Here is a 19,654-nt window from a genome sequence, read left to right on the forward strand (position 1 = left end):
TGCGCAACGAAACTGGCGGTCGCTCAGCGCCGCCAGTCTCGGTATACGTTGAATTTTCACCGCACCTGCCTGATAGTTATGGTTTTAACTTTCTGGTGATCCGTTATGACCGTCGCAGCATCCCGCTCGGGGTTAACATTCGCAGCGCTGGCGCTGGCCCTGATTCTTATTTATACCGGTATCAGCGCAGGGGAAAAGCTTACCTGGCTGATGGAAGTGACGCCGGTGATTATCATCGTTCCGCTTTTGCTGGCCACGCGCGCTCGCTATCCGCTGACGATGCTGCTCTATGTGCTGATTTTCTTCCATGCCATCATTTTGATGGTCGGCGGTATGTACACCTACGCGAAAGTGCCCATCGGCTTTGATGTCCAGGCGTGGCTGGGTTTGAGTCGTAATCCCTACGACAAGCTGGGGCACTTTTTCCAGGGGCTGGTGCCAGCCCTGGCGGCGCGGGAGATTCTGCTGCGCGGCGGCTACGTTCGCGGGCGTAAAATGCTCGCTTTCGTGGTCTGCTGCATTGCGCTGGCGATTAGCGCCGTCTACGAGCTGATCGAATGGTGGGCGGCGCTGGCGCTGGGACAGGGGGCGGATGATTTTCTCGGCACCCAGGGCGATCCCTGGGATACTCAGTCCGATATGTTCTGCGCCCTGCTCGGCGCGCTGACCACCGTTTTTGCGCTGGGCCGCTGGCATACGAAGCAGCTACTGCACGTCCAGCGCATCTGAGGCGGAGCTCTGCTGCTGGTTGACCCAGTCACGTAACGCCCGGCGGGAAATTTTAATTCCGCCGGTTTTCAGCGATTCAGGCAGCCGTAACCAGCGCACAGGCTGCTGAAAGCGCGCCAGCTTATCGGCGCACCAGTCAGCCAGCACGGATGGGTCGCCATGATCGCGACACTCTACTACCGCCACCGGCCGCTGGCCAAACTCCGCATCATCCTGCGGCACGATAAAAACTTGCTCAATCAACGGGTGTGCGCCGATAACCCGCTCGACTTCCTCCGGCTGAATGCCTTCTCCGCCGCTAAAAAAAAGATTATCCATTCTTCCAAGGATGGTCAGCCTGCCGTTGTCAAGCCTGCCCCGATCGCGGGTGGCGAACCAGCCATCGGCGTTGGTGAGCGGTATCGTTTGGCCGCCTCGCCAGTAGCCTGCGGCCATGCTGTCCGATCGAAGCCACACTTCGCCATCCACGATGCGCAATTCGCGCCCCGGCAGCGGCAGCCCGACATCCGCCAGGCCATCCGCTTCCTTGGCGCATACCGTGGAGGCAAACTCGGTCAGTCCGTAGCCACACCAGCAGCGGATACCGCGCCTGCGCGCCTGTTCGGTTAGCGCCACCGGGATGGCCGCGCCGCCGAGCAAAACCGCTTTTAACGACACCTCGTCATCGCCGCTCAGCAGCCGCCAGAGCTGGGTTGGCACCAGGGAGGCGTGAGTACAGCCGCGTAGCGCCAGCGCCAGCGGCTGTTTGTCGCGCACCGTCAGGCCTGCGCCGGCAACCAGCCAGCGCCAGAGAATCCCCTGGCCGGAGACGTGAAACAGCGGCAGCGACAGCAGCCAGTCGTCCTGCGGCGCAAAGGGTATCAACGCCAGTACCCCTTCAGCGCTGGCAATATGGGCGCGAAAAGCGTGTACCGCCGCTTTCGGTAGCCCCGTCGACCCCGAAGTCAGCGTCATGGAAGCCATACGATCCTCTCGCCAGTCAGCCGCGCGCTCGCCATTGACGGGGTACAGAGTCAGTGGATTAAGCGTTACAGGAAGATCGCCGCCGTTCAGCACCAGCGCGTGGCGCAGGTCCAGGGTCGGCAGCAGTTCAGCCAGCAGTGGCCCGGGCAGCTGCGGATTCAGCGGCAACACGCGCGCACCGCACTGCAGGAGCGACAGCCATGCCAGCAAAACATCGGGCTGGTTGTCAGCCCGCAGCAGTACGCCATCACCATCGCGAACGCCCTGGGCGTGCAGTCCTGCCGCCAGCGCATCGATTTGCGCGCACAGTTCCCGCCAGCTTAGCCGCCGCTCGTTCAGGCGCAGCGCATGCGCCTCCCCTCGCTGCTGGCGCCAGTGGCGCCAGGGCCAGTCGCTAAAGGTCACAGCAGCGGCTCCAGTTCATCGACGGTCAGACACGGCAGCTCGCTTTCCGGCCAGCAGCGAACCAGCTGGCCGCGCATGAGGCTCAGGGTATCCAGACCGGGAATGGTATTCGGCGTCAGCCAGGCGGCAATTCGCGCCAGCTGCGTCAGGCCAAGGCTGGACTCAATGGCTGAACTGATAACCGCCGTCAGCCCCAGCGCATGAGCCTGCGCGACCTGCTGCTGGACCTTTTGCAGACTGCCGGTCAACGTCGGTTTAATCACCACCGCGCGCAGACCCGGCTCGGCAGCAAACGTAAAGTCCGCTTCGCGCAGGCTCTCATCCCAGGCGATAGCGATGCCCGTTTGTTGGGCAAACGCGCGCGAATCATCGCGGTTTTTGCAGGGTTCTTCGAGAAAGGCGATACGGGTGCGATAGTGCGGGCTCACGTATTTAGCGAACTGCTGCGCCTTCAGCGGCGTCCAGGCGCGGTTAGCGTCGAGACGCAGCGTCAGATCGGGAATCGCTTCCAGCAGCAGATTGACCACCATGCCATCGCGCACCGCCTCATACAGGCCGACCTTGACCTTGGCGACCTTCTCGCCGGGCATCTGCGAAAGCCTGGCGAACAGTTCGTCCGGATCGCCGGAACAGAGCGGCGCGGCGCGATAATCCGCCGCCAGCGGCAGCTCACCGCCCAGCTCCGCCAGTGCGCAGCTTATCCCGAAGGCGGCTGAAGGCGGCGTCGGCAACGCGCCATCCTGGCCTTCGCGCCAGGCGTTCGCCCATGCCAGCAGCGCTGCCTGCGCCTCATCCAGCGTTTCCAGACTGAATCCAGGCAGGGGAGAAATCTCCCCCCAACCTTCGCGCTCGCCATCGCGCAGCTGCAGAAGCAAGCCATCGCGGGTTTTTAACCGCCGTTCACGCAGCACCACTCCCGCGTCCATCGGTAGCTGCCAGCGGTAGACCTGCGCCTGCCGCATTACGGATTCCGTTTAAATTTGCTGAAGTCTGGCTGGCGCTTCTGGTTGAAAGCGTTGCGTCCCTCCTGACCCTCTTCGGTCATGTAAAACAGCATGGTGGCATTGCCCGCCAGCTCCTGCAGTCCCGCCTGACCATCGCAGTCGGCGTTCAGCGCGGCCTTCAGGCAGCGCAGCGCCATCGGACTGTTCTGCAGCATTTCACGGCACCAGCGCACGGTCTCTTTTTCCAGATCCGCCAGCGGCACGACGGTATTGACCAGCCCCATATCCAGCGCCTGCTGCGCGTCGTACTGGCGGCACAGGAACCAGATCTCACGGGCTTTTTTCTGCCCGACAATGCGCGCCATATAGGAGGCGCCCCAGCCGCCGTCAAAAGAACCAACTTTCGGGCCGGTCTGACCGAAGATTGCGTTTTCCGCGGCGATGGTCAGATCGCACATCATATGCAGAACGTGGCCGCCGCCGATGGAGTACCCCGCCACCATCGCCACTACCGGTTTCGGACAGGTGCGGATCTGGCGCTGAAAATCGAGTACGTTGAGATGATGAACGCCGGAGTCATCCTGATAGCCGCCGTAGTCGCCGCGGACTTTCTGATCGCCGCCGGCGCAAAAAGCTTTATCGCCTTCACCGGTCAGGACGATCACGCCGATATTGTCGTCATAGCGGGCATCCGAGAGCGCCTGAATCATCTCTTTGACGGTCAGCGGACGAAAAGCGTTACGTACCTGCGGGCGGTTGATGGTTATTTTGGCAATCCCGTCCGCCGATTTGTGGTAGCGAATATCGCTGTAGCCTTCGGAGCAGTCCTGCCATTCAATCGGAGCGTAAAGCATTGCTTCATCAAGAGAGATCATAAAGTGTCCTTCGGTTAACTCGCTAAAAACTGCGCCAGACAAGCCACGACTGCATCGGGGTTTTCCCGATGCGCGTTGTGTCCGGCATGATTAATCACGTGCGTGATGGCGGATAGCTCATCGGCGATGGCGCGAAACTTGCCGTCGCGTTCGCCGCAAAGGTAATGGAATGGGAAATCGCGCGCCCGTAATGCCTCGCGCAGATCGGGCTGTTCAGCCAGTGAGCAGGCCTGCAGCATCGCGGCTAACGCCCTGCCGTTGTTGCAGCTGCGTAGCGCAACCAGCGCCGCACGTTGCGCTGCGTCCAGGGAGGCGAAGACCGGCTGCTGATACCAGTCGGCAAAGACCTGCGTAAGCGGCTCTCGGCGAAAGCGTTCAGCCCAGGCGGCATCGCTGCGCCGGCGCTGCGCACGCTGATTATCGTCCGCCAGACCCGGATGCCCTCCCTCGACGACCAGCCCGCAGAGCCCCTCATGCGACTGGCTGGCATAATACATCGCCACCCGTCCGCCGAGGGAGTACCCCACCAGCCAGTACTTATGCATGTTGTAACTAATTAGCGTATTCTTAATCAGCTCGCTGACATCCGTAAAACGGTTAACTGCCCTATCCGCCGAGCCGCCGTGGCCCGGCAGGTCAATATAGAGACGCGGATACGCACCGAACGCCTGCCCCACCGCCCGCCATTCGAGGCTATCGCCGGCAAAACCGTGCAAGAAGACCAGCCAGGGATAGCCCGGCAGCCCGCGTTCCGCATGCGCGTGCAGAATCATAGCTGACTCACCTGCGCAAGCAGCTGCTGGAGGGTTTGCGTACCGTCGGTTTCATTAACTACCAGCTCGATCAGCGTTGCGCCGGGCGCTCGCCAGGCAACGTCCAGCGCGCGCTCCAGCTCACTCCAGTCCGCGGGGCAATGATAAGTCAGGTCGAACATCGCCGCCGCGTGCGCAAAATGGATATTCTGCGGCATCAGATAGAACTGGCTGCGCTGCTCCTGCGGCGTTGGCAGCAGTGAGAAAATCTGCCCGCCGTTATTGTTGACGACAATCAGCACCAGCGGCGCGGAGGCCTGACGCAGCAGCGCCAGCGAATTGAGGTCGTAAAGCGCCGAGAGATCGCCGACGATGGCCAGGGTCGGACGCACGCTGGCACGCTGCACGCCGGCCGTCGTCGCCAGCAGACCATCTATTCCGCTGGCCCCGCGATTGCTGTAGACCGGGTAGCCTGCGGGAAGCTGCGACAGGGCGTCAATTAAGCGCACCACCAGACTGTTGCCGACAAACAGCTGGCCCTGATCCGGCAGGTAGCGACGGATTCGCTGCGCCAGCTGGGCCTCGCCGAAATCCTCGCTGCTGGCGACAGCCGCCTGCCATGCCTGGCGTGAAAGCGCAGGAATGACGGTAGCCCACGGCTGCCGCTTTTCCGCCGGATGCTGTTCAAGCCAGCGGTCGATGGCGCACACCAGTCGGCGACCACGATGTTGGGCGGGATCCAGACGACCCGGCAGGTTGTCGATCAGCCAGTACTCTTCAGGTTCGCAGGTGGCCTGCCACTGCAAAACGCGTTTGCTGGTCAGGCTGCTACCCAGCTGAACGATAATTTGCGCCTGCGCCAGTTCGCTAACCGCTTGACCGTTACCGAGCCACAGATCGGCGCAGGGGAGCGGCTGCCCGGTTTGCGAAAGGACATCGCCAATCAGCGGCCAGCCGAGCGTTTTCGCCCATTCGGCAACCTTCAGGCCCTCTTCCGCGCTCATTCGTCCGGCAACCACGACGCCGCGTTTTTGCCGCCAGAAAAACCAGTCGCGCTGCTTTTCGCTTTCCAGATGCAGATTGTGACTCAGCCAGGGCTTGTCGCTCTGCCACCAGTCGCCGAGCTGCTGCTGCCACGCGACCCCGGTGTCGTCCATATCGCCGTACAGCGGTTCGGCAAAAGGACAGTTAATATGAATGCCGCCGCAGTGCAGCGCGCCGAGCGCCTGGTCGAGGGTCGAGACCAGCCAGCGGGCGGAGATATCCTGCGACGGGCGCGGCAGGGCCAGGGTCTGCGACGGATGCGAAGCAAACATGCCCGGTTGACGAATGGCCTGGTTCGCACCGCAGTCGATGAGCTCCGGCGGCCGGTCGGCGGTCAGTAAAATGAGTTTTTCGCCGGTCAGACCCGCTTCTATCAGCGCAGGATAGAGGTTGGCCGTGGCGGTGCCGGAAGTGACAATCACCGCCACCGGCTGGCCGCTGGCTTTTGCCAGCCCTAACGCCAGATGGCCAAGGCCGCGTTCATCAAAGTGGGTATGGTAAATAAACGCACGGTTTTCCGCCGCCGCCAGGGTCAAAGGGGTCGAGCGCGATCCGGGCGCAATGCAGATATGCTGCACGCCGTGGCGCGTTAAAGCTTCGAGGATCACCGCCGCCCAGCGTCGGTTAAATGCGCTTACTGACATGAATTTGTCCGATATCAAATATTGACGCTAAGTATAGATAAAGCCCGTTATTGCCGTTTTGATATGCATCGTTTTATCTCTGCTTCTGTGAGCAGTAACGAACGCAATCCTGCAGCTTTATTTTCAATTTCCTGCCACTCTTGCTCCGGGTCAGAGCCGCTGACGATGCCCGCTCCGGCGTAGAGCCTGAGCGTATGCTGCCGTACCTTCGCCGAGCGTAGCGAAACGCAAAATTCGCTTTGCGCCAGCGACAGATAACCGGCGGAGCCCGCATACCAGTCGCGGGTAAAAAGCTCGTTCCGGGTGATAAAATCCAGCGCCACCTGACGCGGCAGCCCGGCGACCGCCGCCGTGGGCTGGAGCTGGCGCAGACAGCGGGCATCATCGGGGACGTCCAGCTCGGCCCATATACAGCGCCGCAGATGCTGCACTTTACGCAAACGGACGATCTGCGGCGGCAGCACCTCCAGCGCGCGCGTCTCCGCCTGCATACGCTGACAGATATCCTCAACCACCAGCATATTTTCCCGCTGGTTCTTGTCATCGCCCATCAGCCAGTCGCCCAGGCGCTGCGCCTGGCGATCGTCCTCATGGCTGGCCGCTGTTCCCGCCAGCGCCTCGGTACGCATCAGCGCGCCGCGCCGTCGCCATAGCCGTTCCGGCGTTGAGCCGAAGAAGGCTTCTTGCGGATTAAAGGCCATCAGATAATGAAAACAGTGCAGATTGCTGCGGCGGCTGGCGGCCATTATCGCCCCGGCGTTCAGCGGGGCGGCAAACTGCAAATCGGTGGCGCGCGCCAGCACGACTTTATCCATCTCCCCTGCCGCTATCGCCTGTGTCGCCTGTGCAACCAGATCTCGCCACTGCGGATAAGCCGGGAAATGCTGCTCACTGAGCAGAGAAGGAAGCGTGCCAGGCTGCGCTTGCCGGGTCGTCAGCGAGCGGAGAAACTCGCGCGCCGCGCAGGCATCGTCACGCAGTGAGGTATCGCTATACAGCGTCAGGCGTAGCGTGGCGTGACCGCCAAGCCGACGCCACTCCAGCCTCGGCAACAGCAGCATGCCGCGCTGCGGATCAAACGCATTAAGGCCGCAAATCCGCAGATCGTCACGCGCTTGTTGCTGAAGAAAAGCGTGCGCCTGCGGCAGAGAGGAAAAGATTTTTACCGCCCCCAGAGCGGCCAGCTCTTCATCGCCGCTGCGCTGCTGCCAGTAGAACTGCGGCCACTGCTGCTGATGGGTACACCACAGAAGCGGATCAAAAGCGTCATTCAGCGCGAAGGGGATATCGAAGATGCGCCAGCCGGGCGATGGCGGAAACGCTTCATCCAGGCAGCGGTACAGGCTTTCCAGCGCAGTGGACACAGACAGCACGCAAACCTCCACGGAGTAAAAACCCCACATTATACGGGGTACTGCTGCGGAATAGCAGTACCCACGATGAGGGAGCGGCTTTTAATCAGCCCGGCGGCTAGTGGGTGGCGATTTCGTATGCCATGCCAATATGGTCGATGCCGTCCTCGTCGTAGACATCGGTCACCGGCACAAAGCCGAAGCTGGCGTAGAATTTTTGCAGATGCGCCTGGGCGCCAAGATAGATGGCCTTCTGCGGCCAGTGTTGACGGCAGCTGGCCAGCGCCTGCTCCATCAGCTGATAGCCCAGCTTTTCGCCGCGCACCGCCGGGCTGACGATCACCCGGCCAATCACGACCGGCTCATATTCATCATCGCTCTTGAGAATGCGCGCATAGGCCACCAGTTCATCGCCGCGCCAGCCGAGAAGATGGCGGTTCTCCCCTACCAGATCGTCGCCGTCGATATCCTGATAGGCGCAGGTTTGTTCGACAACGAACACCGCACAGCGTAATTTCAGCACAGCATAGAGCTGGGGGACGGTCAGTTCAGCGTGGTGAAGATCCTGCCATGTCATCATCTGCGGTTCCTTAGTTGGTATACTTTGTTTTTTGACCCACGCCCTGAGGACACTGGACGATGGAATTACTCTTTTTGGGGACATCCGCTGGCGTGCCAACCCGTACGCGTAATATGACGTCGATGGTGCTGAATTTGCAACAGCCAACTATGGCGGAGATGTGGCTGTTCGACTGCGGGGAGGGAACGCAGCATCAGTTTCTCCACACCCCTTATCATCCCGGCAAGCTGAATAAGATCTTTATTACCCATTTACATGGCGATCATCTTTTCGGTCTTCCCGGCCTGCTGTGCAGCCGCTCAATGCAGGGTAATTCTCTGCCATTAACGCTGTACGGGCCAAAGGGGCTTAAGGAGTTTGTGGAAACCGCACTGCGTCTTAGCGGTTCCTGGACCGATTATCCACTGGCTATCGTCGAAGTCGAACCGGGTCTGGTATTTGATGAAGCCGGTTTCCGGGTCACCGCCTGGCCGTTAAACCATCCGGTTGAGTGCTACGGCTATCGGATCGAACAGCATGATAAGCCGGGTACCCTTGATGCCGCACAGCTTATCGCCGAGGGCGTACCTCCCGGTCCGTTGTTCCACCGCTTAAAACTGGGGCTGACGGTTGAACTGGAAGATGGTCGGTTGATTGACGGCAGTCGCTACCTTGGGCCGGCAACGCCGGGTAAGAAGCTGGCGATTTTCGGCGATACCGCCCCCTGCCCGGAGGCGCTGGAGCTGGCGCGCGGCGTGGACGTTATGGTTCATGAGGTTACGCTCGAACAGGCGATGGCGGAAAAAGCCAACGGTCGCGGGCATTCATCCAGCCAGCAAACGGCGGCGTTAGCGAGGGAAGCAGGCGTCGGGACGCTTATCGCCACTCATTTTAGCTCGCGCTATGATGCCGAAGGTTGTCAGCGGCTGTTGGCTGAGTGTCGGGAGGTCTTTCCCCCTACCGTGCTGGCGGAAGATTTTATGGTTTATAACATCGAATAAAAAAAACAGGCGTAACGCGGGAGATGAATGTTACCCGCGATTACGCCAAAAATTACTCTTCAACATAACCGTTATAACGCAGAATAGATTTTAAATTGCGATAGCCCAGATAATCCTGGATAGAGTCATCATCTATGCCTTTTTTGCCCAATTCATATCCGCAAGCATGGCGCAGCATCCGCGGGTGAATATTTTGCTTCAGTTTCGCCAGCTCACAGCATTCACGAATGATTTGATAAAAACGCTGGCGAGTCATCTGATTTCCCCGCGAAGAGATAAAGAGTAAATCATTATGGGCTGGATAACACTCTCTGGCCAACAGCCAGCGCTGTAATGAGATAATCTCTTTGGGTTGTAATGGATGATACCCCGAGATACCGTGACGCGCCCGGCGAATATAAATTCGTTTTCCCGGCAGGTCGACATCCCGCAAAGTTAATGCGGTAATTTCATTAATCCGACAACCGTGCAAAAAGCACATTTGGATCATGCAGCTATTTCTCTCGGGGTGCGCACAATAATGTGCGGCAAGCACCAGGCGCTCAACGTCTTTAACGCTCAGATATTCCGTCTCATCCTGCATATGACATTCCTTTTCATCCATTTAATACATACAATTACTGATAGGTAAAAGTCAGCTGCACCACCGACTCGAATTTTCCCACTTTTGCTCCGCCCTGCGTTGAATATAAGCGCGCGGCCAGCGGGAATTCGCCTTTGCCGGTGCTACCGTTAATAGCAATAGTCATCCGATCCTGGTTTTTATAGGTTGTGGAATGATCGGTATTGGTTATCTGCAGCGCGATATTTTGCGCCGCATCGCTGGCGGCCATATTGGCGAAATGCGTGGCATCATCGCCGTCGGTCACGCCATCAAATTTCACCGTCGCTTTCGTCGTACCCGCCGGGCAATTTTCAACGTTCAGGCTAAAGGTTTTCCACTCAGAAGCGGTGCCGGCAGTTTGAAAATCGATATTCAGCAGCGTGCCGAAATTCACCTCCTGATACTTCGTGTCGGTGCTGACGTCGCAGGGGAGATAATAAATATTACCCTTCACGTTCAGAGGGATGCCGCCCCAGGATGAAAAAACAGGCAGCAGCAATGCCAGCCATAGCGCCTTTTTCATTATTCACTCCTGCTATTCGATTTCTGCTTGAATGGTTGCCGTCGCCGTAAATCCGCCGCCATCGGGTACATTCCCGGTGGTATTAATCGGATAGATTTTCATGGTCGTGTCCCCTTTCTGGGTCGCGTAATTCAGATTGACCGGCAGCATTCCGGATATAACAGGGATTTTGACACCAGTAATATTTTCTATACGAACCGCAATATCACTATTTGTGGTCGCCAGCGCGGTACTGTCATTCGTATCCGCCGTTCCCTGGAAGGAAAGCGCAATTTTTACCCCTGAGGAAATATTAGTACAGGCTACCGTCATATTGACAACATGCGGCGTAAAGCCCGTCGGCATCTGACCTGAAGTTTTAAAGTTATTCGCGGCAATATCGCCGAAGTCGATATTAATCGGCTGACCGGTATTAATCTCGCAGGACTGCGGTACTGTTACCGAGCCGCTCATTGAGATCTGCGTGAGAGGAATACTGCTATAGCTCCCCGTTTTCCGCGACCCGTAAACGTTCAGGATCACCGTTGGCGGGATCGTCACCTGACCGACGAACGGCCGGGTAAAGTAGAGCGAGATATATCCCACTGAACCGGTATTAAACAGCGTACCGCCCGGGTTACAGGCATAACCCTGATTATTTAGATTGCTTTTATCCTGAATGGGCGTCGGTAAATACTGATTCACCCCGCCGGCAATAAATAGCTCGCTGGCGATTTCCAGGTATTTATTCAGCTGATAATAATTCAAGCCGCTTCGGGTTTGCGTCGCGACTAATCCCGGAACAGTGGCTCGAAAATACGTAGTACCAGTAACATCGCTACCGCAATCACATTTCGCCTGATAGGTTCCCCCGGTAGTCCAATGGTACAGACGAGGGAACGCCATTCCGGCCTGGTTTTGCGAAGGGTTAGTAAAAGTTTCAATAAATGAAAAGCTGTCCTGGAAAGGAGCTCCGCCATTACCCGTATTCTGACACCAGCCCGTTTCCGCCATAGTCTGCGGCGATATCGCCAGCGCCGCCAGACCGGTCAGTAATCCCCATGAAAATAGTTTCATTGTCTCTGCATCCTTTCGATTAACGGCATAGCCCCTGGGCTACGATAATGCCGGTGAGGCTTTTCCCTGACGGCAGCGCATACTGGACCCGGCAGCGATCTTGCGCGCTGGCCCCCCATTTCACGTTAAGTACGCCGCTAGATTCCAGCCCGGTCAGATAGACCTGGCCGCTATCGCCAACGATAAAAGCTTGCTCAGATGACGCGGCTCCAGGAATGCTGACCATGGCGCCAAAAGGCACCGGCCGCCCGTTATCCTGACGCACCGTCATCAGCACCCGGCTACCGACGCTGGTAGCGTAATTAGCGCGCACTACCGCCCCGCGGGTTGGCACCACCGTTTGCGTCGTTAGCTCAAGGTCGACATCATCCGGCATCGTGCTGGTATCAAGCGTTAAGGTGTTTTTACGATACGGCGAGGTGTAAGGCACCAGGGCATAGCCCCGCCAGTCAGTTCTGACGCCGGTCTGGTTGTTGATGCCAACGCCAGCGGCGCCTGGTGCTTTAACTAAAGCGAGGGTTTCACCAAATGGCTGCCCGAGCGTCAGCCCATTCTCATGCGCCAGAACTCCGCCGCGCAGGGCGTAGTTAAGGCGGTGGCTATATTTATCATGACTGTAGCCGCCGGTCAGTTCCGCGTAGGTCGCACGCCAGTCGGCGTTAACGCTGCCGCTCTCCCCTCTTCCCTGGCTGGTGTAACCTTCCTGTACGCTCCAGCTCAGGTTGTTACGCTCCAGCAAGGTACCGGAGAGGCCAAGGTTGTTGGTAGTGGAGCCATTTTTGCTGCTGTTAAGGGAGTAGTTGGCATAGACCGGATTAGGTAGCCATTCGCCCAGCGGTATGCTGATGCTTAAGGCGAACAGATGGTCTTCATCATTACGTTTACCGGTGTTCTGATCGGTGGTATTGCGATTGTAGCTATAGTTCATGCTATAGCTGATGCCGCGCCAGCTATTGTTGTAACCGACGCCCACGGACTCCATGGTACGACCAGTGTTCCAGTAGTCCTCGCGAATATAGCTTAGCGATAGCGACCCCATCTCATCGCCAAGACTCTGGCTGATCGTCACCTCCCCCCGGTTGCGCCGCCGTTCCACTGAAGGCGTATAGGCGTCATCGCGATAGGTATCCAGCACCTCCTGCATATCCCAGTAACCGCTGGTGGCATAGCGATATCCTGCCAGGCTGACGTTGGTCCCTAATCCCGGAAGATCTTTGCTGTAACGAAGACGAACCGACTGACCGCTCTCTTTATCTTTATCCTGGCGATTCGACCAGGCCTGGGTAACGTCGGTCGACACGGCTCCCAGTTCGCCGAGGTTTTTGCCCATACCCAACGCCAGCGACTGATATTTGCTACTAAACTGACCGCCGCCGTACAACGTCCATCCCCATGGCAGACCGTAGATGGCCGTTGCCTGAGAGAGAGGCGTCTCGTCAATACTATTGTCGTAGGCGCGATACACCCCAGTAGTTACGCTATATTTCAGACGCCCTTCACGCTGCAGAACGGGGAGTGAAGCATAGGGCACGATCAGGTTCTGCTCGCTGCCATCGGCCTCTTTGATAGTCACCAACAGATCGCCAGAACCCCCGGTCGGATACATATCGGTGATTTCAAATGCCCCGGGGGAGACATAGGTCTGATAAATCTCATAGCCGTTCTGGCGAATAATGACCTGGGCGTTAGTCCGCGCGATCCCGCGCACAACCGGCGCATAGCCGCGCAGGCTTTCCGGCAGCATATCGTCATCGGAAGCCAGCATAGCTCCGCGAAAGGGAATACCTTCAAAAACGTCGGCGTCGGTGCTACTGTCGCCCAGCGTCATCACCCCTTGCAGAGCATTAATATTGCGCTGCGCATAGGTGTAGACCGTATCCCAGCTGTTACTCGACTCGCCGCCGCCGCTGCTGCGGGTCCAGGTCGTGTAGTTACGCAAACGCCACGGTCCGATGTTAATACCGGGACGGAGGTTAACGTATTGATTATCGCTATCCGGCGTGTCGTTCTTGCGCGACCAGTTGTTGGCTCCGCTAAAAGCGTAATTCAGCAGCAGCGCCGTCACCCCGTCATCCCACTGTTTAGGATCGACCCAGCCCCGGGCTGCGCTGGACACTGCCGCCTGAGGGAAGCTTAATAACAGCCGCTGTTGGCTGAAACGAAACTCGGCTTTCGCCTGCGGTATGACGCTCATATCCGCGCAGTTTGCTGACTTACGCCCTAAATCTGGAAATCGGGAGACGCGCACGCCCCATTCCGCAAGCTCTTCGACCTTCAGGCACGGCTGCAGTTCCGTTTTCCCGGCGCCTTCCCCCTGCTGAAAAGTCACATCGCGGGTATCCATAAAAACGTTATTAAGGTAAATATCCACCCGATAGCTGCCCGGCTGCTGGCCTCCGACCTGCTCATAGGCTGATAAATCCCTGATGCCCGTCTGAGGTCCATCCATTTCCAACAGGGCCGGGTTGAAAACATCCCGCGCCAGGACCTCGTCACACAGCGGTAACAGCGCAACGGCCAGAGCTCCGGCTATCCGGTTAAGCCGCCATTTTTTATGATTATTTTTCATTTTCTCTGGAACTCCCTGGCCAGACAGCCTCTACAAATTAGCGCGGTGCTGCGCGCCGATTCCGCCGTAATCGTTAATCAGCTTCCACTGCAAAGCGCCGGCGCTGCCGCGCGGTAGTTCAAAGCGCGCCGTTTCCCCTGGCCCCACCCAGTTGGCGTCCTTGACTTCGGCCCCGCCTATTTTGACCTCGGCGAAATTCATATAGAACGCGGTCGGATTGGTTACCTGGAGCGTGTTACCGCTACGCGCCCAGCGAAGCTGTTCCGTTACCATCTCCGGCGAACCCACGACGGATTTAGGTCGATAGATGAGTTTGATGCGCGTTTTGATCGCGATCTGCAGGGTGTTGGCCCCGGCTTTCGCTTGCGAAGAAGGAATCGCTTTGATGTTCATCCAGAACATGCTCTCTTTGTTTTCCGGCAGGCCGCCGCTATAAATCACCCGCAGACGGGTTTGCTGCTCGCCATCCAGGCGAAATAAAGGCGGAGTCAACAGAAAAGGGGCGGCCCCCTGCGCAGCTTCTACCCAGCTTTGAATGAGATAAGGCGTAGCATCGGTATTGGTAACGCTCAGAGAGGACTCTTTTTTGCCCCCGGGATATATCAGGCGAGTGCCCCCGGTGACGACGCCCGCATGTGCCGCAGCGCCCACTAACAGCCATCCAGCCATTAGCACTTTCAGGTATCGTTTCATCTCCAGCTCCCTGGAAAAGCGAGCCACGCAGGGCTCGCTAACACTGTCATACAAACGGAGAATCAGTTGTAGCTGATAGTGAAGTTCGCGCTACCGTCTGCCTTACCGGCAACCACTGTGGTATCAGTCTGGATATAACGAACGCGGAACGGCAGATCGATTTTGCCGGTAGCCGGAATATTCAGGCTGGTGGAACGGGTGAACAGCGGCAGGGTATTGTTGTTGCTGCCATCAACCAGCTGCAGGGCCACGCCTTCGGCAACGTCAGGATCGGTACCGGCGCCGGTCAGCTCCAGTTTTTCATTATCACCGTTGACGTTAGGGCCGGAGAACAGTACCGATGCTTTGGCGACGGTCGTCGGGCAGTTTTCCAGTTTGATCGAGAAATCCTGTTCAGCCGCAGTAGAACCGGTACCGCTAAACGCGGTCTTGGCAATCTGCCCCATATGAACTTCCAGCGGGTTGGTCATGTCGTTAACCACGTCACAGCCAGCATCGATGATTTCGCCGAGAAACTTCACCTGACCGTCATCCGCCAGCGCAGCACCAGAGAACGCCGCGCAACCGGCAACTACAGCAGCAAGTAATGTTTTTTTCATGATTTATCCTTTTCAATGCAGTCAATGCATTAATTTAAAAGCGCAATACTGAGCGCATCCTTTTATTTACGCTTGATATTAATAACGCTTCAAAACATTGACCCATGAATGGATATAATATTTTGAAGTGGTCATTTTGTATCAATTTGACCACTTCAATTAATTGAAATATAAATTGCCAGGGAAGGCATATTTGATTTTATATTTGCCAGGTGAAACCTTAATAAACACGATAAAACACTAAGGGTCGAAAGGAGAGACAACTCATGCATTAAACTAATTTAAATAACCCCAAGAATAAATGACACCAATATATAATTTAAGCATATGAAAAACATAACAAAAAATATTGTTAATCATAAATTGACATTGTTACCACCTGTGGATAGCATAGGAGACAGTTTGATACAAAATGACTATTTCATTTACCAAACCTCTCTAAATCTTGCATCATTACTTGCTGTATAAATGACCGTATGCTGAATATTCCTGTGGCCGAGAAAATCCTGGATTAATCGCGTATCGACACCGTTGTTAGCCAGCGCAAAACCGCAGGCGTGGCGCAGCATATGGGGATGAGCGCTGATCTCCAGCTGGGCGACAAGACTCAGGTTCTTCATCATCTGATATATTCGCTGCCGGGATAAAGGTTGACCATTGCGCGATAAAAAGAGCCAGCCGGAATGATTACCGGGATAATCCTTACGCACGCGCAGCCATTCATTAAGAACTTTCACCTCTTGTTTATATATGGGATGGGTCGTTGAAAAGCCATTTTTTAACCGTCGAATATAAATAACCCCGCTTTGAATATCGATATCCGAGAGCTTCCAGTGACGAATTTCACTCACCCTGCATCCATGATTAAAACACATCCACAATAAACAGACATCGCGTTCCGGGTTAGCCCCCCGCCTGGCTGCATCAACCAAACGCTGAACTTCACCGACAGTCAAATGCTTACGCCTTGTTTTCATTCACTTTCTCCATCTACAGAACACAACAGTGTGCGTATCAATAATAGTACGGAAAATAAGAGGATGAGTGGAAACGTAAAGTGTGATTAATATGATAAAAAGCATGAATAATACGAAAAATAGGCAATATTAAAGAAAATTCCCATCGCTTGCTGGTAGAGATAAAAAAGGACCGCCGAAGCGGTCCTTGTTCGTTCCCAACCTGCGTGCAGCATTACATCAGCGGCGTCGCCAGCTGTACGATGTTGATGAGCGGTTGCGGCCACACGCCGAGCACCAGCACCAGCAGCGCGGAGATCAGCACGACGATGCCGCCGGCGCTGTACTGCCAGTTAGATGGCGCATCGCGATTCAGTTTCTCCGGCGCGCTGAGGTAGAGGCTCACCGCCACGCGCAGATAGTAGTAGAGGCCAATCGCCGAACCCACGACCACCGCCCCGACCAGCCACCACAGGTGCGCATGCACACCCACCGCCAGCACGTAGAACTTACCGATAAAGCCCAGCGTCATCGGGATACCGGCAAGAGACAGCATCATCACCGTCATCACCGCCGACAGAATAGGTCGGTGCCAGAACAGGCCGCGATAGGAGTAGAGCGAATCCGCATCCGGTCCACGATACGGGCTGGACATCAGGCTCACCACGCCGAAAGCGCCGAGGCTGCTGAACAGATATCCGGCCAGATAGACGCCCACCGCTTCCATCGACATCTCACCGCTCTGCAGGGCAATCAGCGCCACCAGCAGATAGCCAAGATGGGAAATGGAAGAGTAGCCGAGCAGACGTTTGATGTTGGTCTGGCTCAGGGCCATCAGGTTACCAAAGATAATCGATGCAAAGGCGATCAGACCCAGTACCACCCGCACTGCCTCGCTGTCACCCACCGGCATGTAAAGGAACAGACGCATGACCACGCCGAAGATAGCAATCTTGCTGGCAGTGGCCAGAAAGGTCGATACTGGGGCAGGCGCGCCCTGGTAGACGTCCGGCGTCCACAGATGGAACGGCACCAGCGACAGCTTAAAACCAAGACCGACAATCATCAGGCCGAGACCGGCCAGCAGCAGCGGCTCATGCAGCATGCCATCCGTCAGGCTCTTACCGAGCGCCAGGAAGGAGAGGTTACCGGAATTGGCATACACCAGCGCCATACCGAACAGCAGGAACGAAGAGGCAACGGCGGACAGGATCGTATATTTGATACTGGCCTCCAGCGAACGTTTCTGGCGGAAAGCGTAGCCGACCAGGCCAAACAGCGGCAGCGAAATCAGCTCAATGCCGAGGAACAGCGCTGCCAGATGGTTCGCGCCCGCCAGCAGAATGCCGCCCAGCGCGGCAATCAGCACCAGCAGATAGAACTCTTCTTTATTGTCCTTGTAACCCTCAAGCCACGGGTAGGCAAAGGTGCAGGTTGCCAGGCTGGCCAGCAGCACCAGGCCGGTATAGAGCATGGCGTAGCCGTCAACGCGGATCAGCGGCGTGACGTCCATCGCCCCGTTCTGGCCTACGAACCAGAGTGAGATCAGCGCGGCGTTAAGGCCGAGAACCGACAGCGTGGCATTAAGGAAATGATTGCGTCGCCACGCAATGGAGAGCATCACAACCACCACCGTCAAGCCGACGATCAGCAACGGTAGCAGTGCGATCAGTTGTTGTGGAGTTATTGTCATGGCGAATTACGGCCTTGTAGTAGAAACAGAATTAACAAACCACTGCTGAATGTTGCTCATCGCAGAGTGCGAGGTGTCCAGAATCGGCTGCGGGAAGAAGCCCAGCAGCACCAGCAGAACAACCAGCAGCAGGATGATCGACAGTTCACGCAGGGACATTCCCGGCAGCGCTTTGGCGGCGATTTCGCTTTTTGCTTTACCGAAGTACGCGCGATGCAGCATAGACAGCGAGTACACGGAAGCGAATACCAGACCAAAGGTAGAAATAACGGTAATCACCGGCACGGTCTTATAGCTACCGAACAGAATCATAAATTCGCCGACGAAGTTACCGGTGCCCGGCATCCCGAGGGTCGCTACCGCAAAGAACATCGACAGCGCCGGCAGCCACTTAATTTTGCTCCACAGACCGCCCATCTGGCGCATATCGCGCGTATGCAGACGCTCGTAAAGCTGACCGCAAAGGATAAACAGACCGGCTGCTGACAGACCATGAGCGATCATCTGAATCACCGCCCCCTGGTAAGCCAGCTGGCTGCCGGTGTAGATAGCAATCAGCACGAAGCCCATATGGGAGACGGAGGTGTAAGCGATCAGACGCTTAATATCGTACTGGCTGAAGGCCATCCACGCGCCGTAGAAAATACCGATCACGCCAAGCCACATCGCGATCGGCGCAAATTCGGCGGAAGCGTTCGGGAACAGCGGCAGCGCAAAGCGCAGCAGGCCGTAGGCCGCGGTTTTCAACAGGATCCCCGCGAGGTCAACGGAACCCGCGGTCGGCGCCTGAGAGTGCGCATCCGGCAGCCAGCCGTGCAGCGGAACCACCGGCATTTTTACCGCGAAAGCGATAAAGAAGCCCAGCATCAGCAGGTATTCCACGCCGTGGGACATCGGCGTCTTCAGCAGCTCTTCATAGTTGAAGGTCCATACGCCGGTAGCGTTGAAGTGCACAAACGCCAGCGCCAGGATGGATATCAGCATCACCAGACCGCTCGCCTGGGTATAAATGAAGAACTTGGTTGCCGCCGTGATACGCGTTTTACCGTCGGAAGCCTTATGGCCCCACAGCGCGATCAGGAAGTACATCGGCACCAGCATCATTTCCCAGAAGAAGAAGAACAGGAACAGGTCGATAGCCAGGAATACGCCGATCACGCCGCCGAGGATCCACATCAGGTTAAGATGGAAAAACCCCTGATATTTCTCGATTTCGCGCCACGAACAGAGCACCGCCAGCACGCCGAGCAGCCCGGTCAGTACGACCATCAGCAGCGACAGACCATCGATGGCCAGATGGATGCTAATACCGAAGCGTGGGATCCACGGCATGACGAATTCCGACTGCCACTGCGGAATGCCGGTTGATTGCGTGAGAGAATAGCCGCCCTGCATCCACAACTGCAGGCCAAGCAGAAACGTCAATCCCATAGTGATCAGCGCGATCCAGCGCGGCACCTTTACGCCAAAGCGTTCAGTCTGCCAGCACAGGAAGCCGCCGATGAAGGGAATTAATATTAGCCAGGGTAATAACATGGCGATCTTTATTCCTTGTTAAAGTCCCGTTCAGGACCGATTTTCAACGAATTCTCACAGAAAATTCACTTCGGATTGCGGGTGTTATTGCCCGGCAGCGCTATGCTTGCCGGGCCTACTGCTTGTAAGTCGGGTTAACCGACAACGCCCACAATCC

At 56.8% G+C, this 19,654-nt stretch carries 18 protein-coding genes; 2 read left to right on the forward strand and 16 right to left on the reverse strand.

Annotated features, from left to right (window positions below):
• Positions 1-105 precede the first annotated feature (105 nt).
• Entirely contained in the window at positions 106-729 is a 624-nt protein-coding gene (locus tag ABLV12_RS14020) for a DUF2238 domain-containing protein (RefSeq protein ID WP_064396415.1), read from the forward strand.
• Here ABLV12_RS14020 and menE read toward each other — a convergent pair.
• The 7 genes from menE to ABLV12_RS14055 form a co-directional block, all read right to left on the reverse strand.
• Positions 706-2,097: an o-succinylbenzoate--CoA ligase gene (menE, locus tag ABLV12_RS14025; RefSeq protein WP_224239237.1), complete on the reverse strand. Its 1,392-nt coding sequence runs from the start codon at positions 2,095-2,097 to the stop codon at positions 706-708. The genes ABLV12_RS14020 and menE overlap by 24 nt on opposite strands.
• Positions 2,094-3,059 (reverse strand): o-succinylbenzoate synthase, encoded by a 966-nt coding sequence (menC, locus tag ABLV12_RS14030; protein WP_004104034.1) that lies wholly within the window; start codon positions 3,057-3,059, stop codon positions 2,094-2,096. Before menC ends, menE begins: the two co-directional genes overlap by 4 nt.
• On the reverse strand, positions 3,059-3,916 hold the full coding sequence (gene menB, locus ABLV12_RS14035; protein ID WP_004104035.1) for a 1,4-dihydroxy-2-naphthoyl-CoA synthase: 858 nt from the start codon (positions 3,914-3,916) through the stop codon (positions 3,059-3,061). The genes menC and menB overlap by 1 nt, the downstream gene beginning before the upstream one ends.
• A gap of 14 nt (positions 3,917-3,930) precedes the next feature.
• The gene (gene menH / locus ABLV12_RS14040; RefSeq protein WP_023329881.1) at positions 3,931-4,689 is read right to left on the reverse strand and encodes a 2-succinyl-6-hydroxy-2,4-cyclohexadiene-1-carboxylate synthase; all 759 of its coding nucleotides are present in this window, start codon (positions 4,687-4,689) and stop codon (positions 3,931-3,933) included.
• A complete protein-coding gene (gene menD / locus ABLV12_RS14045) occupies positions 4,686-6,356 on the reverse strand; it encodes a 2-succinyl-5-enolpyruvyl-6-hydroxy-3-cyclohexene-1-carboxylic-acid synthase (RefSeq protein WP_348867116.1) in 1,671 nt (556 codons plus the stop codon). The genes menH and menD overlap by 4 nt, the downstream gene beginning before the upstream one ends.
• A 47-nt stretch (positions 6,357-6,403) precedes the next feature.
• Complete coding sequence (gene menF, locus ABLV12_RS14050) at positions 6,404-7,729, reverse strand: isochorismate synthase MenF (RefSeq protein ID WP_024274513.1); 1,326 nt, start codon at positions 7,727-7,729, stop codon at positions 6,404-6,406.
• 97 nt (positions 7,730-7,826) lie between these two features.
• Positions 7,827-8,288 carry a GNAT family N-acetyltransferase gene (locus ABLV12_RS14055; protein ID WP_004104042.1) on the reverse strand — a complete coding sequence of 154 codons (462 nt, stop codon included), beginning with the start codon at positions 8,286-8,288 and terminating at the stop codon, positions 7,827-7,829.
• A gap of 59 nt (positions 8,289-8,347) precedes the next feature.
• Here ABLV12_RS14055 and rnz point away from each other — a divergent pair, with 59 nt between their 5' ends.
• The gene (gene rnz / locus ABLV12_RS14060; RefSeq protein WP_004114227.1) at positions 8,348-9,268 is read left to right on the forward strand and encodes a ribonuclease Z; all 921 of its coding nucleotides are present in this window, start codon (positions 8,348-8,350) and stop codon (positions 9,266-9,268) included.
• 52 nt (positions 9,269-9,320) lie between these two features.
• On the opposite strand, the gene ABLV12_RS14065 is transcribed toward rnz, so the two are convergent.
• The 9 genes from ABLV12_RS14065 to nuoM all read right to left on the reverse strand — a co-directional run bounded on the left by ABLV12_RS14065 (position 9,321) and on the right by nuoM (position 19,497).
• Positions 9,321-9,851, reverse strand: a complete 531-nt coding sequence (locus ABLV12_RS14065; protein ID WP_004114230.1) for a tyrosine-type recombinase/integrase — start codon at positions 9,849-9,851, stop codon at positions 9,321-9,323.
• Between the two features lie 34 nt (positions 9,852-9,885).
• The gene (locus ABLV12_RS14070) at positions 9,886-10,395 is read right to left on the reverse strand and encodes a fimbrial protein (RefSeq protein WP_023321365.1); all 510 of its coding nucleotides are present in this window, start codon (positions 10,393-10,395) and stop codon (positions 9,886-9,888) included.
• A gap of 12 nt (positions 10,396-10,407) precedes the next feature.
• Positions 10,408-11,451 carry a fimbrial protein gene (locus ABLV12_RS14075; RefSeq protein WP_348867117.1) on the reverse strand — a complete coding sequence of 348 codons (1,044 nt, stop codon included), beginning with the start codon at positions 11,449-11,451 and terminating at the stop codon, positions 10,408-10,410.
• Positions 11,452-11,470: 19 nt separating this feature from the next.
• Positions 11,471-14,020, reverse strand: a complete 2,550-nt coding sequence (locus ABLV12_RS14080; protein WP_064396428.1) for a fimbria/pilus outer membrane usher protein — start codon at positions 14,018-14,020, stop codon at positions 11,471-11,473.
• A 30-nt stretch (positions 14,021-14,050) separates the two neighbouring features.
• Entirely contained in the window at positions 14,051-14,713 is a 663-nt protein-coding gene (locus ABLV12_RS14085) for a molecular chaperone (RefSeq protein WP_004104055.1), read from the reverse strand.
• 62 nt (positions 14,714-14,775) lie between these two features.
• Positions 14,776-15,312, reverse strand: a complete 537-nt coding sequence (locus ABLV12_RS14090) for a fimbrial protein (protein WP_004104056.1) — start codon at positions 15,310-15,312, stop codon at positions 14,776-14,778.
• Between the two features lie 425 nt (positions 15,313-15,737).
• Entirely contained in the window at positions 15,738-16,289 is a 552-nt protein-coding gene (locus ABLV12_RS14095; RefSeq protein ID WP_004104057.1) for a tyrosine-type DNA invertase, read from the reverse strand.
• A gap of 214 nt (positions 16,290-16,503) precedes the next feature.
• Complete coding sequence (gene nuoN / locus ABLV12_RS14100; RefSeq protein ID WP_004104058.1) at positions 16,504-17,961, reverse strand: NADH-quinone oxidoreductase subunit NuoN; 1,458 nt, start codon at positions 17,959-17,961, stop codon at positions 16,504-16,506.
• Between the two features lie 6 nt (positions 17,962-17,967).
• Positions 17,968-19,497: an NADH-quinone oxidoreductase subunit M gene (gene nuoM / locus ABLV12_RS14105; protein WP_004114239.1), complete on the reverse strand. Its 1,530-nt coding sequence runs from the start codon at positions 19,495-19,497 to the stop codon at positions 17,968-17,970.
• Positions 19,498-19,654: the final 157 nt, after the last annotated feature.

Origin of the sequence: Klebsiella sp. CN_Kp100 (genome assembly GCF_040065315.1) — a bacterium.
In the GTDB taxonomy this organism is placed as follows: Bacteria; Pseudomonadota; Gammaproteobacteria; order Enterobacterales; family Enterobacteriaceae; genus Klebsiella; species Klebsiella oxytoca.

Coding starts and splice junctions, on each gene's coding strand:
- ABLV12_RS14020 (WP_064396415.1), top strand. CDS start 106: ATGACCGTCGCAGCATCCCGCTCGGGGTTAACATTCGCAGCGCTGGCG.
- menC (WP_004104034.1), bottom strand. CDS start 3,059: ATGCGGCAGGCGCAGGTCTACCGCTGGCAGCTACCGATGGACGCGGGA.
- ABLV12_RS14055 (WP_004104042.1), bottom strand. CDS start 8,288: ATGATGACATGGCAGGATCTTCACCACGCTGAACTGACCGTCCCCCAG.
- menD (WP_348867116.1), bottom strand. CDS start 6,356: ATGTCAGTAAGCGCATTTAACCGACGCTGGGCGGCGGTGATCCTCGAA.
- ABLV12_RS14095 (WP_004104057.1), bottom strand. CDS start 16,289: ATGAAAACAAGGCGTAAGCATTTGACTGTCGGTGAAGTTCAGCGTTTG.
- nuoM (WP_004114239.1), bottom strand. CDS start 19,497: ATGTTATTACCCTGGCTAATATTAATTCCCTTCATCGGCGGCTTCCTG.
- ABLV12_RS14075 (WP_348867117.1), bottom strand. CDS start 11,451: ATGAAACTATTTTCATGGGGATTACTGACCGGTCTGGCGGCGCTGGCG.
- menH (WP_023329881.1), bottom strand. CDS start 4,689: ATGATTCTGCACGCGCATGCGGAACGCGGGCTGCCGGGCTATCCCTGG.
- nuoN (WP_004104058.1), bottom strand. CDS start 17,961: ATGACAATAACTCCACAACAACTGATCGCACTGCTACCGTTGCTGATC.
- ABLV12_RS14085 (WP_004104055.1), bottom strand. CDS start 14,713: ATGAAACGATACCTGAAAGTGCTAATGGCTGGATGGCTGTTAGTGGGC.
- ABLV12_RS14065 (WP_004114230.1), bottom strand. CDS start 9,851: ATGCAGGATGAGACGGAATATCTGAGCGTTAAAGACGTTGAGCGCCTG.
- ABLV12_RS14080 (WP_064396428.1), bottom strand. CDS start 14,020: ATGAAAAATAATCATAAAAAATGGCGGCTTAACCGGATAGCCGGAGCT.
- ABLV12_RS14090 (WP_004104056.1), bottom strand. CDS start 15,312: ATGAAAAAAACATTACTTGCTGCTGTAGTTGCCGGTTGCGCGGCGTTC.
- menB (WP_004104035.1), bottom strand. CDS start 3,916: ATGATCTCTCTTGATGAAGCAATGCTTTACGCTCCGATTGAATGGCAG.
- ABLV12_RS14070 (WP_023321365.1), bottom strand. CDS start 10,395: ATGAAAAAGGCGCTATGGCTGGCATTGCTGCTGCCTGTTTTTTCATCC.
- rnz (WP_004114227.1), top strand. CDS start 8,348: ATGGAATTACTCTTTTTGGGGACATCCGCTGGCGTGCCAACCCGTACG.